General features: G+C 55.4%; 9 protein-coding genes. 3 read left to right on the forward strand and 6 right to left on the reverse strand.

The window, feature by feature from the left end:
- Positions 1–237: 237 nt before the first annotated feature.
- From VB780_RS06635 to VB780_RS06650, 4 genes are all read right to left on the reverse strand, one after another.
- A complete protein-coding gene (locus VB780_RS06635) occupies positions 238–402 on the reverse strand; it encodes a hypothetical protein (protein ID WP_323350357.1) in 165 nt (54 codons plus the stop codon).
- Positions 403–560: 158 nt separating this feature from the next.
- Entirely contained in the window at positions 561–1,862 is a 1,302-nt protein-coding gene (locus VB780_RS06640; RefSeq protein ID WP_323350365.1) for a bifunctional diguanylate cyclase/phosphodiesterase, read from the reverse strand.
- Entirely contained in the window at positions 1,858–2,670 is an 813-nt protein-coding gene (locus VB780_RS06645) for an FHA domain-containing protein (protein ID WP_323350358.1), read from the reverse strand. The genes VB780_RS06640 and VB780_RS06645 overlap by 5 nt, the downstream gene beginning before the upstream one ends.
- A 56-nt stretch (positions 2,671–2,726) precedes the next feature.
- Positions 2,727–3,782 (reverse strand): EAL domain-containing protein, encoded by a 1,056-nt coding sequence (locus tag VB780_RS06650; RefSeq protein WP_323350359.1) that lies wholly within the window; start codon positions 3,780–3,782, stop codon positions 2,727–2,729.
- 612 nt (positions 3,783–4,394) lie between these two features.
- On the opposite strand from VB780_RS06650, the gene VB780_RS06655 reads away from it, so the two are divergent.
- The 3 genes from VB780_RS06655 (at position 4,395) to VB780_RS06665 (ending at position 11,567) form a co-directional block, all read left to right on the forward strand.
- Positions 4,395–5,564, forward strand: a complete 1,170-nt coding sequence (locus VB780_RS06655) for a response regulator (RefSeq protein ID WP_323350360.1) — start codon at positions 4,395–4,397, stop codon at positions 5,562–5,564.
- A gap of 13 nt (positions 5,565–5,577) precedes the next feature.
- The gene (locus VB780_RS06660; RefSeq protein WP_323350361.1) at positions 5,578–9,009 is read left to right on the forward strand and encodes a response regulator; all 3,432 of its coding nucleotides are present in this window, start codon (positions 5,578–5,580) and stop codon (positions 9,007–9,009) included.
- Between the two features lie 110 nt (positions 9,010–9,119).
- Positions 9,120–11,567, forward strand: coding sequence for a sensor histidine kinase (locus tag VB780_RS06665; protein WP_323350362.1), 2,448 nt, complete (start codon positions 9,120–9,122; stop codon positions 11,565–11,567).
- Between the two features lie 160 nt (positions 11,568–11,727).
- On the opposite strand, the gene VB780_RS06670 is transcribed toward VB780_RS06665, so the two are convergent.
- Both VB780_RS06670 and VB780_RS06675 read right to left on the reverse strand, forming a co-directional pair.
- Positions 11,728–14,247, reverse strand: a complete 2,520-nt coding sequence (locus VB780_RS06670) for a glycogen/starch/alpha-glucan phosphorylase (protein WP_323350363.1) — start codon at positions 14,245–14,247, stop codon at positions 11,728–11,730.
- 34 nt (positions 14,248–14,281) lie between these two features.
- Positions 14,282–16,690, reverse strand: coding sequence for a phosphoketolase family protein (locus VB780_RS06675; RefSeq protein WP_323350364.1), 2,409 nt, complete (start codon positions 16,688–16,690; stop codon positions 14,282–14,284).
- Positions 16,691–17,440 lie beyond the last annotated feature (750 nt).

Here is a 17,440-nt window from a genome sequence, read left to right on the forward strand (position 1 = left end):
GAAAATCAGCGCACAGGTTCGATCCCAATAGTTGAGATTAGCGATCGCTCGTTCCAGGTGTCTAGCTGTAACTCTTCTAGAGGCATTGGGAAACACTGACAAAAGTAACATTCATTGACAAAACTCCCAAGGCCTTACTTCAAAGCCACCACTTCAGGAGTACGTCAAATGCACCCACTGCTATAGCTTTAGAGATTAATTTAATATCATTTTCATACTTTGAATATTCTTGCCATATCATCTCAAAGACCTACGACAAAAATCCATATTTTCTTTGAGTAAAAACATCAACTTAGCCGTGATGGCATCATCACTTTCAACCTTAGCTTTCACCTCAGGCTTAGGATTCTGGCTCGCCTCAGAATGAAATTCAAACTTCGGCTTTCTCAAAGACAAACGCATACTAGTTCTCCTATCCAGACACACCATGACCTCTAAAAGACCGATAGCCATTCTATTAGCTGATCAATTTAGAACTGGTAGATTGCCTATACAAGCAAGGTGCCGATTCCAAACATTGACGCGAAATATTTAGAACTACTATGGTTTCAGTCTGTTTCTCAATTAGTCGCAAGTAGGGAAACAACTTGCTCTGCCATCATCGGCTCGCCAAAGTAAAAACCTTGCCCATAGTCACACTTAAATGCCTTTAGCCAGGCCATATGGCGAGCACACTCAATACCTTCAGCAATGACTTCAATGCCCAGATTGTGAGCCAAGCCAATGATGGATTGAATAATCGTAAACCCTGCGCTAGACGCATCCTGATCAATGCTGCCAATGAAAGATTGATCGATCTTAAGGGCATCAATAGGGAGCTCATGGAGATGGTTAAGCGAGGAATAGCCTGTACCAAAGTCATCAATTAAAATTGTCACCCCCAAATTTCTTAAGCATCTAGCAATATTGATGGCAGTTTGAATGTCTTCCATAATGGTAGACTCGGTAATCTCGAGCTTCAGGTTAGAGGGACTAATTTGATATTGTTCGATTAAGTTTCGGAGTAGGTTAATGAGGTCTGAATGATAAAATTGATGCTTTGAAATGTTGACACTCAAAATAAGCGGCAGTATTGACTCCGATCGCTGCCCCCATTCCCTTAGCTGGCGACAGGATTCTTGCAGCGTCCATTGACCGATGGAGTCTATCAGTCCAGTTTCCTCAGCCTGCCCCAAAAATTGTTCTGGACCCAGCAGTTCTCCCTGGGGATGCGCCCAGCGAATTAGAGCTTCAAAGCCGACTGGCCTTTGGCTTTTAAGCTTAAAAATTGGCTGATAAAAAAGCCGAAATTCTTGTCTCTCAATCGCCCGCTTTAAAGCACTGTCCAACTGCAGAAAGGTAAGGGATGGCTTGATACTATCCGGTTCAAAAATAGCATATTTAGCCCGACCATTAGCCTTAGCCTGGTACATCGCAGTGTCAGCGTCTTTGATGACCTCCTCCACGCTGTTATATACGTTAGTGCTGAAGGCAATGCCAATGCTGGCGCTCGGAAAAATTTCTCTGCCCTCCAGCATGAGAGGTGTGGTGATCTTGGCCTGCAATCTCTCAGCGACTTCAATAGCATCCTCAACTACCTGAATATCATGTAGCAAAATAGCAAACTCATCTCCGCCCAGCCGGGCCACCAGATCCTGAGGTCTTAGGCAGGCTTTTAGTCGAGTCGAAATTTCAACCAGCAGGCGATCGCCAGCCAGATGACCTAGGCTGTCATTGACAATCTTAAAGCGATCTAAGTCTACAAATAGAACCGCAAATTCGTAGCCTCGCTTACGCTGTTTTAGAATAACAGAATAAGCCGTTTTTTCCAAAAAAAGTGTGCGATTTGGCAGCCCTGTCAAGCTGTCATGAACGGCCTCAATCTTGAGTTTTTTTTTCTAGAGACTTGCGCTGATTTATATTGCGAATGATGATAATTTGATTGTGGTCTGTCGCCGAAAAAATCCTCAATTCACAAAACAGAGGGTTCCCGTTGCGGGGCAGAGAGGTTTCAAAGGAGTGTAATCCTCCATTTTTTTCAACTTGCCGAATGTGTTTAAATAAGTTGAGAGAAAAATTGACCGGAAAAAACTTTGAGATGGGTCTACCTAGATGCTCTGAAGAGAGTCTTGGTAGCTCCGCGTCGTTCCCATTCTGGAAACTCAGAAGCCGACCTTCAAAATCAACCTTGATAAACAGATCAGGACATGTAGAAAAAAGATTAGATTCGGCCTCGTCTTCGAGAGCCACATAACTATCACTCGGTGTCAGGCAATCTAAGTTTCCGCTATAAAATGAATGTTCTAAATCCATTTTTTCTTCTTGTGAGATAGATAAGTAATCTTTTACTTCTCCACGCACATTCTTGCAAAAAACTATCCTGTCTCCTGCCTTTATAATTTTTTTCTTGATGACTTTTCCGTTTACATGGACACCATTTCTGCTTAGCCTACCGCCGGGCTCTCCATCTATAATTTGATAGCCATTGCTCAAACATACCAAGCTCGCATGGTAGCGAGATACCCCTGGATGGGACAGCTGGATATCTCTATCTTGATCGCGCCCAATGGAGTAAAAGCTTCTGCTTAAAGGTATGGTTTTCTGGCGTTCTCCGTCCTGAAGGAGGAGAATAAATTGCCTCGAATTTAGCGGATTTAATGGGTGGATTTCTCTTTCTTGATTGAGCTTCATATTTTTGAGCTGACGATAGACGGAACCTGCTCTCTAACTTTTTAGATACGGTCGCCTTATTCTGTCGGCATACTTTCCTGAAGAAAATTAAGTCTTTTTTCTACAAATTTTTGGCTCAGAAGGTTTGCAATGCTAGCAGGGTCAACAGGCTTAGAGAAAAAATAACCCTGCATTTTTCGACACCCTAGCTGTTTGAGACTGATTAATTCCTCTAAGCTTTCCACGCCCTCTACAATCACATCTAGTCCTAGTTTTTGGGCAAGCATAAGAATCGTTTCGCTCATAATCCAGTTTTTATTTCGGACAAAAGACTGATCGATCTTTAGGGTGTCGAAAGGCAGCTCTTGGAGCCTGCCCAGGGAAGAATAGCCAGTGCCAAAATCATCGATGTAGATTTGCACCCCAAGCTGCCGAAGATTGGCTAGTGTCTTGACGGCCACATCTGCATTTTCTATTAAGGTACTCTCTGTTATTTCTAATTTAAGGCTGCTGGGTAGAAGAAAGTTTTTCGTCAATATTTGACTAATTTGCTCCACTAAGTGGGGGCATTGAAGTTGTACGGCGGAGAGGTTTACACTCATGGTGAGTGGAGAGGTGGATGGAAATTTGATTTGCCACTGATGCAATTGTCGGCAGGCTTGACCCAGAAGAAGAAGGCCGATGCCGTAAATCAAGTTCGTCTTCTCTGCTAGAGGAATAAAAACCTGCGGAGAAATGTCACCCCGGGTGCTGTGTTGCCACCTAGCCAGAGCTTCAAAGCCAATAATTCTTCTATTCTCTAGGCAGATGATTGGTTGATAAAGCAGGTGAAAATTCTTTTCTTCTGCGGCTGAATGCAGATCATTCTCTAGCTGAAGCAGTTCAATTTTGGCGGAGGACAGCACAGTGAGCAATGGAGTTGGCTGGACTTCGAGCGCATTGGTCAGTCGGACGAGGCGGTCGGCATTTTTAGTAGCGATCGCTAGCAGGTGTTGGGCATCGTCAGACAGCGAGTCAAGGTGCTGATAGCCCAACAGCTTGAGTGCTCCTTGAATAGATGTCAGCGGAGTTCTCAGCTCGTGACAGAGGAGCAGAGACGTATCTTGAGTCGGGTTGATTGGGATCGTTAGCATTCAGAAAAAGTCTGTAGGGTAATGGGCTATGCACACCGAGCACACCGGCAGCCAGTCACGTTTCGGATTTGCGAGCGTGGTTCCCGCCGTTAGGCAGGCATTGGAAGAGGTGATGCCCGTGGGGCGTCTAGACATCACCTCTGGGGGCTTTGAGGCGCATTGGACTGGCAACAGCAGGGGGCAAAGGTGCTGATCTACCGGTCAAGACATCCTGATTGGGTTCAGTACTTAGCCTAAAAGAGAAATGTGTCATTCTTGTGAAACCCCTGGGGTCGGCGGGAGTGGAGTGCTTGGTGAAGTTGCCTCTGCTCACCCACGGTGCCCGGACTCGGCGCTGAAAACTGCTCTACCCTACACCCCTAGCTATTGCCGACATGTGCTGCCCGCTGGTCTAGGGGGCTGCGGCCCCAGCGCAACCTTGTTCTTTCCCTACAGCCCTAAGCAACCGCTACCCTTCCACAGGATTGTCACAGTTTTTGGCCATGATGGGGCTGTTCCTGAAATAGTCGACTGTCCCTACGGACGGGTGAACCATGGCAGACGGCTCTGGCTCAGGTTTGTCCGGGCAGCTGGGCGATCGGCCATGGTTTCACCTCAACTCCCCCTACGTCTATGCAATCTTCTCTCTATCCTGATCAAATTACGGTGCTGGGTATTGCCTGCAACCCGGCCGATGGCGATCGCTTCGCCCATTGGCTGGGCGATTCCAGCCGCTATCGCTGGATGCTTTGGGAAAGTGACGACAGTTTTGCCCTGGCCCCCAGCTGGCCACCAGAGTTGATTTTGCTGGGACAGGCCGCCGGGATTGGCAGCCTGGCGGCCCTGGCAGCCCAGTGGCCCGCTGCCGAGGTGATTGTCATCCTGGAAAGAGAACAGGAATCTGAGGCGGCGCTTTGGCTCGACCAGGGAGCGGATGACTACTGGGTTAGCTCCCAGATCTCATCGGTTCGCGTTCGCCATACCGTGCAGCGGCTAGCGACCCAGGCCCGAGTGCTAGAGCATCGAATCGCCACCCGTACCGCCGAACTCCGCCAGGCCAAGCGCACCGCCGAAATGGCCAACCGCATCAACCACCAGCTGATGGCTGACCTGAGCCAGGATCTGAAGACCCCCCTCGAAGCTATTTTGAGATTTAGTCAGCTGTTGTTGAAGGAGGCCTGTCTCTCGCCTCAGCACCGGCAGGCCTTGGATACTGTCTATACCAGCAGCGAGGGCCTACTCAGCCTGATCAACAGTACCCTGACCATGACCCAGCCGGAACCTGCGGCTTCCCCGGTATCATCCTTTCGGCGGGCGGTGGCCCTGGCCCCGGGCTCTCCTGCCTGTCGCATTCTGATCGTTGAGGATGACTTCATCAGTCGCGTGCTGATTCAGGCTCTGCTGGCTCCTTTAGGCTTTGAGCTACAGGTGGCCACCAGCGGCCGCGATGCCATTGTCCAGTGGGCGGACTGGCAGCCTCACCTGGTCTGCATAGCCCTGACTCTGGCTGATCTCGATGGCTACGAAACAGTGCGCCATCTGCGCACCATAGAGCACAGACAGCTCCGCCCAGAGACTCCCCCACAGCAGTTTGCGGCGACTCAGATCATCGCCCTGACAGACAGCGATCGCGACGATGCCTTTCGGATGCGGGCCGCTGGCTGCAATGACTGGGTTGAGAAACCGGTTCAGCCCGACGTGATATTGGAGAAGATAGCGAATTGCTTAGCTTTGAAGTATGTCTACGCCAGTGAGCCAGACCTTAGGGGAGCCGTTCAGCCCGCACCCAACTCCACCCTTTGAATTAGCTCCTGCCATGACCCACTGCGACCTCTCCCCGGCCTCTGCAACCATCGCCATTGTGAACCCTACAGCAGAGGATCTCAGCGATTTAATCCATCCCCTCCAACAGCAAGGTTATGAGGTGCACTGCCGCCAGGGGACGTCGATCGCTCTCAGGGAGATCCAGTCGGCGGCTCCCGACCTGATTTTGCTCAATCTCGCCAGGCTCGATGGCCATAGCGACGATCTGGAGTGGCCCTGGCAGGCTGACTCGGCCCCAGAGACCCTGCCGGTGATCGTGCTCGGCCCGCTAGACCCCGAGACGGGGCTGGTCAAAGCCCTGGCGATGGGGGCGATCGACTACCTGGCTCAGCCCGTCGCCCCTGAGGCACTGCTGGCGAAGGTGGCGAACTATCTGCGGGTGCAGCAGTTGACGGCTGAAAATGAGCGGCTGCAGCGGGAGCTGGCTGCTCGCGATCGCGACGGGCTCAAGCTGCAACAGGTTTCGAATCGCCTCTCGGCTCTGATTGAACACCTAACCACCCACCAGCAGGTAGAACAGTTGCTAGTGCAGCGCTCTGACGTTCTGCAGCAGTTTAGCCGCAGCCTGAAGGAGCTGCACCGTCTCAGCCTGACTCAGTTTGTCAGTTTCGATGCGCTGCTGGAAGACTATCTTCAGACCGGTCGTCAGGTGTTGGGCTTTAGCGGCGGCCTGGTGGGCCGGGTAGAGGAGAGCGACTATGTGGCCCAGGCCATGCTGGCCGACCTACCGGGCCTGGAGCCCAACCTGCGCTGCCAATTAGACGACACCTTCTGCGGTATGGCCATTCGCCAACGGCAGACGATGTGCCTAGCCCATGTGGGAGCCGATCCCAACCTGCGCCAGCACCCGCTTTATAAGGCGTTAGGGCTGGAGTCGTATCTGGGCACGCCGATCGTGGTCGATGGAGCAGTGTACGGCAGCCTTTGTTTTTTTGATACCGCCCCCCGCCTTCAGGGGTTTGAACAGCACGAAACAGAAATTATTGAGCTGATGGCCCAGAGCATCGGCAAGGTGATCAGCACCTACCGGCTGGAGCAAAACCAGCAGCGGGCCAAGGCCGAGTTGCAGGCTAGCGAAGAAAAATTCCGCCAGCTGGCGGAGTACATCGACAGCGTATTTTGGATCTACGAGCTACAGGAAAACCGAGTCAGCTACGTCTCCCCCGCTTACGAAAGCATTTGGGGCCGCCGCCGGGAGGATCTCTACCAAAACCCCATGACCTGGCTGCAGGCGGTACATCCCGACGATCTCTGCCGCATTTACCGCAGCATGCCTCGACTCAGCGACGCCACGGCCCTGGCCAGCTTTACCTACGACGAGGAGTTTCGTGTGGCCCAGCCCCAGGGGCAGCAGACCTGGGTACGGGCGCGCGCCTTTCCCATTTGCAATCAGCAAGGGAAGGTGTACCGCCTGGTGGGGGTGATCGAAGACCTGACCCAGGTCAAACGCCAGGAAGAAGCGCTGCGCCTGGTGGTGGAGGGTACCGCCGCCAAGACCGGCCAGGACTTCTTTGAATCTCTGGTGCGCCACCTAGCCGACATTCTCCAGGTGCGCCATGCCCTGGTCACCCAGTGCTTACCCCTCGGCAACCAGCGGGTGAGCACCCTGGCTTTTTGGCAAAACGGGCGGCTGAACCAGCCCCAAGAGTACGACACCCTAGACACCCCCTGTGAGCGGGTGGTGGCCGGGGAGGTGCTGTACATTCCCTCCCAGGTGCAGTCGTTGTACCCCACCGACCGAGAACTCCAGCGGTTGGAGGCCGCCAGCTTTTTGGGCATTCCCCTAGTCGATCAAGCCGGGAAGGTGATTGGACACCTGGCCGTGATCGACGATCAACCCATGGTGGCTGACCCGACCCGCGAGATGATTTTGCGAATCTTTGCCGCCCGGGCCGCCGCCGAACTGGAGCGGCAACAGGCCGAGCAGGCGCTCCAGCTAGCCCGCGCCACCGCCGATGCCGCCAATCAGGCCAAGAGCACCTTTCTGGCCAACATGAGCCACGAGCTGCGCACCCCCCTCAACAGCATCATTGGGTTTGCCCAGCTGATCAACCGCGACTGCCAGGTCGATGCCGAGACCGTCGGCTATCTGGAAATCATTCGCCACAGCGGCGAACACCTGCTGACGCTGATTAACGACGTGCTCGAAATGTCTAAGATTGAGGCAGGGTGCGTCTCGATGCAGGTGACGCACTTCGATTTGTCCTACCTGCTGTTGGGCTTAGAGGCGATGCTGCTGCTCCAGGCGGAGGCCAAAGGCCTAGAGCTGACCTTTGACTGCGATCCGGCCATGCCAACCTACATTGCCGCCGATGAAGGCAAGCTGCGGCAGGTGCTGATCAATCTACTGGGCAATGCGGTTAAATTTACCCAGTCGGGCTGGGTGATGTTGCGGGTGCGATGCCAGCCGTGCTCGCCTGAAGCCTCTCCCCAAGCGAGCACGGCGCTGGAGTTTGCGGTCATCGACACCGGCCCCGGCATTGCCCCCGAGGATATGCATCGGTTGTTTGAGCCTTTTAGCCAGACCCATGCCGGACTGCAATGGTCAGAGACCGGTCTGGGGCGATCGCACCGGGGCAGTGGGCTAGGGCTCAGCATTAGCCAGCAGTTTGTCCACCTGATGGGGGGCGAACTGACCGTGGAAACGCAGGTGGGCCAGGGCTCAGTATTTGGGTTTACCCTGCCGGTCGATCGGGTGGACGGTGCCGATGTCAGCCTCGCTTCCGGCCCGACAGCCATTCTAAAAGTGGATCCCGACCAGCCTCCCTATCGACTGCTGGTGGTGGACGACCATCCCACCAACCGCCATCTATTGGTGCGTTTGCTCGAGTCGTCGGGATTTGAGGTGCGAACCGCTGCCGACGGTGAGGCCGCCGTGAAGCAAGCCCAGGAGTGGTGCCCCCACCTGATCTGGATGGATCTGCACATGCCCGTTTTAGATGGCTATGCAGCCACCTACCAGATCAGAGCCCTCAACCTGACCCCCAGCCCGGTGATCATAGCGCTGACCTCTAGCCCCTTTGAAGAAGAGCGCTCTAGGATCTTAGCCGCCGGATGCGACGACTTCGTGCCCAAGCCCTTCTTGCTCGAAACCATCTTACAAACCGTGGCCGTCCATCTGCCCGTGCACTACCTCTACAAGACTGACGCTGGCGAAACCTCGGCCCCCGCCCCTGGCTCCGCCGCCTCGCTAGCCACCCATCGCTCCAACCCAGCGACGATGGCGGCCTGGCTGCAAACCATGCCCGTCGACTGGCAACAGACGCTGGCCCAGGCCGCCATGACGGGCTCAGATACGCGGCTGCTCCACTTGCTGGAACAGGCGGACGGCGTTCCCCCGGCGATCGCCCAAACCCTGGCCAACTGGGCTGAAAACTTTGAGTTCGACCGCATTCTGGCCTGCCTGCCCTCGGTTTCGCTGTAGGGGTTTGGGGTTACCCTCGCTAGCCCTTAGCCGCCATAGGTTTGGCTGAATATTCGAATCAATGCCCCACTGTCCCCTGTCTTCTGAACCTACCTTCAACGAGTCTGGCGATGGCAATGTCTAGATTGTGCCTTAAACCGATCCGTTTTTTGGAGCGACTGCCGCTGGTCGTCGTTCTGGAGGTGCCCTACCTGTTACAAATGCTGACGGTAGTGGGGCTGGCCAGTTGGGTGCTGGTGCAGTATCGTCAGGTGACCGTGGCGGCGATTGCCACCAACTTGCAAGCGGAAACCACAGAGCGGGTTGCCGCCTACATTGAGTACCAGACCTCAATGGTGGCTCGGCTAAACGCAACCCATGTGGCCGCCGTCGAGACCCAGCTGCTCGATTTAAATAACTTTGAGCAGATGGGGCAGTTCTTTTGGCAGCAGATGCAGAGCTACCCGGTGGACTACCTGAACTACGCCAACCCTGATGGAGAGTTTATTGGCGTAGAGCGTCTGGCCGACGGCACCCTAGTGGTCAACGAAACCCGTCGAGATCACCTCAAGCACATGACCATCTACCAAACCGACGATCGGGGTCACCGCACTCAGGCTGAGGTGACCCCGGCTCCCGAGCCTGTGCAGGAAGAGGAGTGGTATGCGACGGCGGCGGTGGCGGGGCAGCCGCTGTGGAGCCCCATTTACGCCTGGCATGACCAGCCCGAGGTGCTCTCCATTTCGGCCAGCTACCCTATGTACACGCCCCAGGGCGACCTATTGGGGGTGATGGGGGCAGACTTAGGACTCACCCAGATGGGGCAGTTTTTGCAGGATATTCAGGTGAGTCCCTCTACCCAAATTTTTGTAGTGGAGCGCAGTGGGCTTCTGGTGGCCAATTCTGCGGGCGGTGCGCCCTTTGCGATGGTAGATGGTGAGGCCCAGCGCCGGGCGGCCACCGACAGCCCCAACCCCCAGGTGCGGGCGGCGGCTCAGCACCTGGCCCAGCGCGATTGGCTGACCAGCGCGGCTCCGGTTCAGCGCGAGGTCTGGTTGCCTGAGGGGCGGCAGTTTGTCAGTGCTGTGCCCTGGGGAGACGATCTGGGGCTCGACTGGGTGGTGGTGGTGGTGGTGCCCGAGACGGACTTTTTGACCCAGATGGATACCTACGTGCGCACGACGCTGCTGGTAGCGGTGTTGTCCTTGGCGATCGCGATGCTGATGGCGCTGCTAACCGATCGCTGGATCAACCGCCCCATTCGGCAGCTGGCTGTGGCCAGTCGGGCGATCGCGGCGGGCGATCGCACCCAGCCTGTAGCGGTGCAAGGCCTGCGCGAGCTAAACATGCTGGCCAGTACCTTTAACCAAATGGCGACCCAGATGGCCGATGCCCTCGATCACTTGGAGAACCGGGTGGCCCAGCGCACCGCCGAACTGGCTAAAGCTAAGGGGGCAGCAGAGGCGGCCAATCAGTCTAAGAGCTTGTTTTTGGCCAACATGAGTCACCAGCTGCGGACGCCCTTAAATGTCATCCTGGGGTTTATTCAGGTGATGCAGCGGGATGCAGCTCTGGCGGAGCCCCATGACAAGGCGCTGGTCAGTATGTACCGCAGCGCTGACTATTTGCTGGTGCAGATCAACAATCTCCTGCTAGCCTCTAAACTCGATCTTGAGGAGGCTCCCACCCTGGCCGCGGATTGGTTAGACCTGGGGATGCTGCTGCACAATCTTCAGATCCAGTTCTCGGCCCACCTGACCCATCTGGCGCATCCGGCGGTGGAATTTCGGGTGGCGGCGGCGGGGACGGTGCCCCAGCGCATCCGCATTGACGAGGCCAAGCTGCACCAGAGCTTGGTGAGTCTGCTCGACAATGCCGTTCGGTTTACCGTCGCCGGGCAGGTCACCCTGCGAGTGGTGGGCCAGCCGCAAAGGGCCGCCCCTCCCTCGTCCGCCGAGGTCGCAGCGATCCCGGCAACCATGGGCTATCACCTGACCTTTGCGGTTGTCGACACGGGCCCCGGCATCGATCGCGACGAGCTAGAGCACCTGTTTAGCCCCTTTGAACAGGCGACATCCGGGCAGCGATCGCAGCAGGGCAGCGGCCTAGGTCTGTTTATCTGCCAAGAGTACATTCGCCTGCTGGGGGGACAGCTCCAGTGCCAGAGTCAACCCGGTCTCGGCAGCTGTTTTGAGTTCACAGTCACGGTACCGGGCAGTGCCCAGGCACTAGTCGCGATCGCCCCTGCTCCCAGCAGTTCGCTTAACATCCCGCCAATTCTACCGCTCCAGGCCGAGCACTTGGCAATGATGTCCCAAGAGTGGTGCGACCAGTTACGGCAAGCGGCAACCCTGGGAGATGATAGTGCGGTTTTAGCTCTGCTCCAGATGATTCCCCCCGAGGGAGCTGAGCTGAGTCATTGGCTACGGCGCTGGGCCACAGATTATCAATTCGACTACATCCTGGAGCTATTTCAGCAGCCCTCGCAGCAGCAGCAGCATGGGAGCACAATGGCCAGCACTGGTCTGTTAAGAGGAGATGCATTGAAACCCTCTCATACAGAGGACTTCCTGGGTTGATAGGATGATGTATCCCGCCTCGCAGAACCAGGCGGCCAATTCTGCCAAATCCATTAATTCCAACTCGTAGCTTAGGCACGGGTTTGCCTCCTGAGTAGGTTGATATAGGGTTTAGAACATGGGGTTAGACGGCACCGTGATGGTGCCCGCAGGGATGCCTCTAAATAGTCAATGCCGTGTTGGCTTGGTCATAGGCTTCTAGCTGCACCGGAACTGGGCCAACCCGCCAAATATCCTGGCAGTATTCGCGGATGGCGCGATCGCTGGAAAACTGATCCATGTGCGCCGTATTCCAGATCGACATGGTGGTCCAGTGCTCCGGGTCGCGGTAGGCCTGACTCACCCGATCTTGACAGTCGATGTAGGCCTGATAGTCGGCCAGCAGCATGAACGGATCGTGGTGTAGCAGGGTATCGATCAGGGGCCGAAATAGCTCAGGATGGCCGGGGGAAAAATAGCCCGACTGAACCCGGTCAATCACCGCGCGCAGGGTTTTGTTTTCGAGATAAATGTCCCAGGGGTGGTAGCCCTGGGACTGTAGAGCGGCGATCGCTTCGGTGCGCAGGCCAAACAGGAAGAAGTTGTCGGCTCCCACGGCCTCTCGAATTTCGATATTCGCGCCATCGAGGGTGCCAATGGTGAGGGCACCGTTCATCGAAAATTTCATATTGCCGGTGCCCGAGGCTTCTTTGCCGGCGGTGGAAATTTGCTCCGAGAGGTCGGCGGCGGGGTAGACCCGCTGCCCAAAGCTGACGTTGTAGTCGGGCAAGAAGACCACCTTGAGGCGATCGCCCACCTCGGGATCCCTATTCACCACCTCCCCCACGGCCGTAATGAATTTAATCATTAGCTTGGCCATGAAATACCCCGGCGCGGCCTTGCCCCCAAAGATGAAGGTGCGGGGTTGAAGGTCAAGGTTGGGGTTGGCCTTGAGGCGGTTATACAGCGTGATGATGTGGAGCACATTCAGGTGCTGCCGCTTGTACTCGTGGATGCGTTTCACCTGCACGTCAAACAGAGAGTCAGGATTGACGACGATGCCGGTGCGCTGCTGAATGTGCTCGGCCAGATCGCACTTATTGGCTAGCTTGATCTGCCGCCATTGCTGCCGAAAATCGCTGTTTTGAGCGAAGTCGGTCAGGTGCTCTAGGTCGTCGAGGTGGCGAATCCAGCGATCGCCAATCTGGCTGGAGATCAGCTGGGTCAGGCGAGGATTGCTCTGCACGATCCAGCGGCGCGGGGTGACGCCGTTGGTTTTGTTGTTGAACTTTTCGGGAGAGATTGCGTAGAAGTCCTTGAGGATAGTTGACTTCACCAGTTCGGTATGGAGAGCGGCGACCCCGTTGATCGAGTGGCTGCCCACACAGGCAAGGTTGGCCATGCGTACGTAGCGATCGCCGCTTTCGTCAATCAGCGACAGGGCTTCCATTTGGACCGGACTGAGGGACTGCTGCCGCCCCTGCTCCAGGAAGTGGTAGTTGATCTCCAAAATGATTTCCAGATGGCGCGGCAGCAGCTTGCCAAATAGTTCGAGGGGCCATTTTTCGAGCGCTTCGGGTAGCAGGGTGTGGTTGGTAAAGGCAAAGGTGTTTTGGGTGATGTGCCAGGCGGTATCCCAGTCTAGCTGGTGCATGTCGATCAGCAGCCGCATCAGTTCCGCCACCCCGATCGCCGGGTGAGTGTCGTTGAGCTGGGCCGCAAACTTGTTGTGGAAGGTCTCTAGCCCCTGGCCGCTGCGCAAATGGATGCGAATCATGTCTTTGAGGGAGCAAGACACAAAGAAAAACTGCTGGGCCAGGCGCAGTTCTTTGCCCTGAATCAGCTCATCGTTGGGATACAGCACCTTGGTTAGATTTTCAGAGGCCACCTTCTGATCTACGGCTCCGTAGTAGTTGCCTCGGTTAAACGCTTGAAAATCGAAGGATTCTGGCGCTTCTGACTTCCACAACCGCAGGGTGTTGGTGGTATTGCCCTGGTAACCCAGAATGGGGGTGTCGTAGGGAATGCCCTTGACCATCTGGGCGGGCACCCACCGCACCCGGTAATGGCCACTGCGATCCACATAGGACTCGGTATAGCCGCCAAAGCCCACATTGACGGCGAAGTCGGGCCGGGCAATTTCCCAGGGATTGCCGTATTGCAGCCACTTGTCGGTAATCTCTACCTGCCAACCATCGCGGATCTCCTGGTCAAAGATGCCGAACTCGTAGCGAATGCCGTAGCCGATCGCCGGAATGTTCAGGGTAGACAGGGAATCCATATAGCAGGCGGCCAATCGACCCAGGCCCCCATTGCCCAGCCCGGGCTCTTCTTCCTGGTCGATCAGCGTTTGTAGATCTAAGTTGGCGGTGGCCAGCGCCTGGCGAACAGGTTCCCGAATGCCCAGGTTGATCAGGTTGTTCTCCAGATGGCGACCCAGGAGAAACTCCGCCGAGAGGTAGCACACCACGCGCGACTCGGGTTCGTAGTAGGTGCGGTTAGATTGCAACCACCTCGGCATCAGGCGATCGCGGATCGTATACGCCAGAGCTAAGTAAAAGTCATTTTGGGAGGCCGTTTCGGGGAGCCTTCCCTGGAGAAAATAGAGGTGCTCGGTGAGCGATCGCCGCAGGGTTTCAACGTCTACACCGGTGCGATCGTCGTCGATGGGAATTGGGTTGGGTGAGGAGGGGATAGCCATGGAATTACTGTGTGAGGAGTACAGACGGGTCTATTTAATACGGCCAGGTCCAGTGGGTCATGTCCTCGGCATCGGTGCCGTGGGTATGGGCGTAGGCAACGCATTCAATGATCTTGTTTTTCATCCGTTCCTTGACGTAGGCGGCGGCTGAGCCTAACTTGGGCACTCGGTCTATCACGTCAATCACCAGGTTGAAGCGATCGATCTGATTGTTGATCGCCAGTTCTAGCGGGGTATTGATGTTGCCCCGCTCTTTGTAGCCCCGCACGTGAATGCGCTCTTGGTTGGCCCGGCGGTACACCAGCTTGTGAATCAGCCAGGGGTAGCCGTGGAAATTAAAAATGACCGGTTTGTCGGTGGTAAATAGAGAATTAAAGTCCCAGTCGGACAATCCGTGGGGATGCTCTCCGGCCGACATCAGCTTAAACAAATCCACCACGTTGATGAACCGCACCTTGAGCTGGGGAAATTCTTCCCGCAAAATGGCTGTCGCCGCTAAAGATTCCTTAGTGGGAATATCGCCACAGCAGGCCATTACGACGTCGGGCATATCCGGCTCTAGGCCGCAGTCGTCGTTGCTGGCCCAATCCCAGATGCCAATGCCCTTGGTGCAGTGTTTCACCGCGTCCTCCATTGGCAGGTACTGGAGGTGGCTTTGCTTGTCGGCGACAATCACGTTGATGTAGTCCACGCTGCGGAAGCAGTGGTCGGCCACCGACAGCAGACAGTTGGCATCGGGGGGGAAGTAGAGCCGCACCACCTCCGGGCTCTTGTTGGTGACCAGGTCGATATAGCCCGGATCTTGATGGCTAAAACCGTTGTGGTCCTGCCGCCACACCAGGGACGACAGCAGAATATTCAGCGACGACACTGGCCGCCGCCAGGGCACATGGTTTTTGCAGACATCCAGCCACTTGGCGTGCTGGTTAAACATCGAGCTGACCACGTGGGCAAAGGCCTCGTAGGTATGGAACAGCCCGTGCCGCCCGGTGAGCAGGTAGCCCTCTAGCCAGCCCTGGAGGGTGTGCTCACTGAGCATTTCCATCACCCGACCATCCCGGGAGAGCTGGCTACCATCGAGGTCTTCGGGGTAGAGATCCGCCATCCAGACCTTCTTGGTTACCTCGTACACCGCCTGCAAGCGGTTCGACGCGGTTTCGTCCGGCCCCATCAGGCGGAAGTTGTGGGGGTTATCCCGCATAATGTCTCGCATCAGGAAGCCCAGCACCTTAGTATTCTCAAACTCCACGGTGCCGGGTCGAGACATCTCGATCCCATAGTCTTGAAACGCAGGCATCTTCAGGGCTCGCCGCAGTAGCCCGCCGTTGGCGTGGGGGTTGGCCCCCATACGGCGATCGCCCGCCGGGGTCAAAGCCCTGAGTTCGGGGATCAGGGTGCCATGGTCGTCAAACAGTTCTTCGGGGCGGTAGCTGCGCATCCATTCCTCCAGCAGGCGCAGGTGCTCTGGGTTGCTGTGCATACCGCCCATGGGGACCTGGTGCGATCGCCAAAACCCTTCCACCTTGTGACCATCGACCTCTTGGGGACCGGTCCAGCCCTTAGGGGTGCGCAGCACAATCATGGGCCAGCGGGGCCGCTCGATGTTGCCACTGATGCGCGCCTCCCGCTGGACAGCCTTAATGCTGAGAATGCACTCTTCCATCACCGCCGCCATCTTGCGGTGCATCTCTGCCGGGTCGCTGCCCTCCACGATGTAGGGCGTGTAGCCGTAGCCCCGAAACAAACACTCCAGCTCCTCCACCGAGATGCGGGCGAGAATGGTGGGGTTGGCGATTTTGTAGCCGTTTAGATTCAAAACCGGCAGCACAGCTCCGTCCCGAGCCAGGTTGATAAATTTGTTCGAGTGCCAGGCCGTGGCCAATGGCCCGGTTTCGGCTTCACCGTCACCGACCACGCAGGCCACGATCAGCTCTGGGTTATCCAAAACGGCCCCGTAGGCATGGGAAAGGCTGTAGCCCAGCTCCCCCCCTTCATGGATCGAGCCTGGGGTTTCGGGGGTGACGTGACTGCCAATGTGGCCGGGGAAGGAAAACTGCTTAAAGAATCGGCCCATGCCCGCCAGATCTTCGCTCTTGTCGGGATAAAATTCGGAGTAGGTGCCTTCTAGATACACCGGCCCCAACACGCCGGGAGCACCATGCCCCGGCCCCGCCATGAAGATCATGTCCAGGTCATACTTTTTGATCAGCCGATTGCAGTGAATGTAGGTGAAACTCAGGGCCGGAGAAGCGCCCCAGTGGCCCAGTAGGCGATACTTGACGTGCTCGGGCCGCAGCGGCTGCTTCAGCAGCGGATTATTGCGTAGATAAATCATCCCCACTGCCAGATAGTTGCAGGCCCGCCAGTAGGCATCCATGCTGCGCACCTCGGCCTCGGTCAGCTCTGACGGAGTTGCGATCGGTTGAGTAATTGCTTGAACCATGACGGATTGTCTCCCTCAGAATGATGTGTTTTAGCTGCTGAGCACTCAGGCTGCTGAGCAGACCCGGTGCGGTTGCAATAGTTCAGTGGATTCCCTGGCCTGATATCTACCGGTTGAGGCTCTAAACCTCATCCCAGTTCAGACGTGGAATTCTATGGATAAGCAAGCGACAGTTTTCAGTCTTTGCCAACCTGGACTTGGTAGAAATGTGAATACCAGAATCTTTTTTCATTGTGAGAGAGATTAACGTAAAACGATGTTTTTGAAAACACGTTGACGAATCTTAAACGGGCCAGAATCTTTAAAAATTTTGCAAATTGAGCTTTTTAAATGGTTAAGAATTTATTGATTCAAGCTCAAATCTGCTTACTTCATTTATTAAAGTAATTTAAGTTACTAAATGGAGTCCTATTTTGTAAGGGTAATAACCTAAATGTTCTCGGCGATCATTGGCGCGAAAATATTAAAACTTTCCGTAAGTCCATCATTTGTTTGATTAATAGAAGCTGTAAAAAATTTCTATCCGTCAACTCTTCGCAATTGCAGTGTAGGCGGGCATCGTTGTGCCCGTTATTACAGCCATGCCGGTAGCGGAGGCACGGGAAATTTTGGGTGATGAACGCTAGGGCGTGTCATCAATTAGGTAAACTGGGACAGTAGTATCTCATCCCATCGAAGTTCAATGACGACCCGACGCTATGCGCTGCGCGATGACCAATGGGACCGCATCAAGGATTTATTGCCGGGACG

Source organism: Leptolyngbya sp. CCNP1308 (genome assembly GCF_034932455.1).
Taxonomy (GTDB): Bacteria; Cyanobacteriota; Cyanobacteriia; order Phormidesmidales; family Phormidesmidaceae; genus Nodosilinea.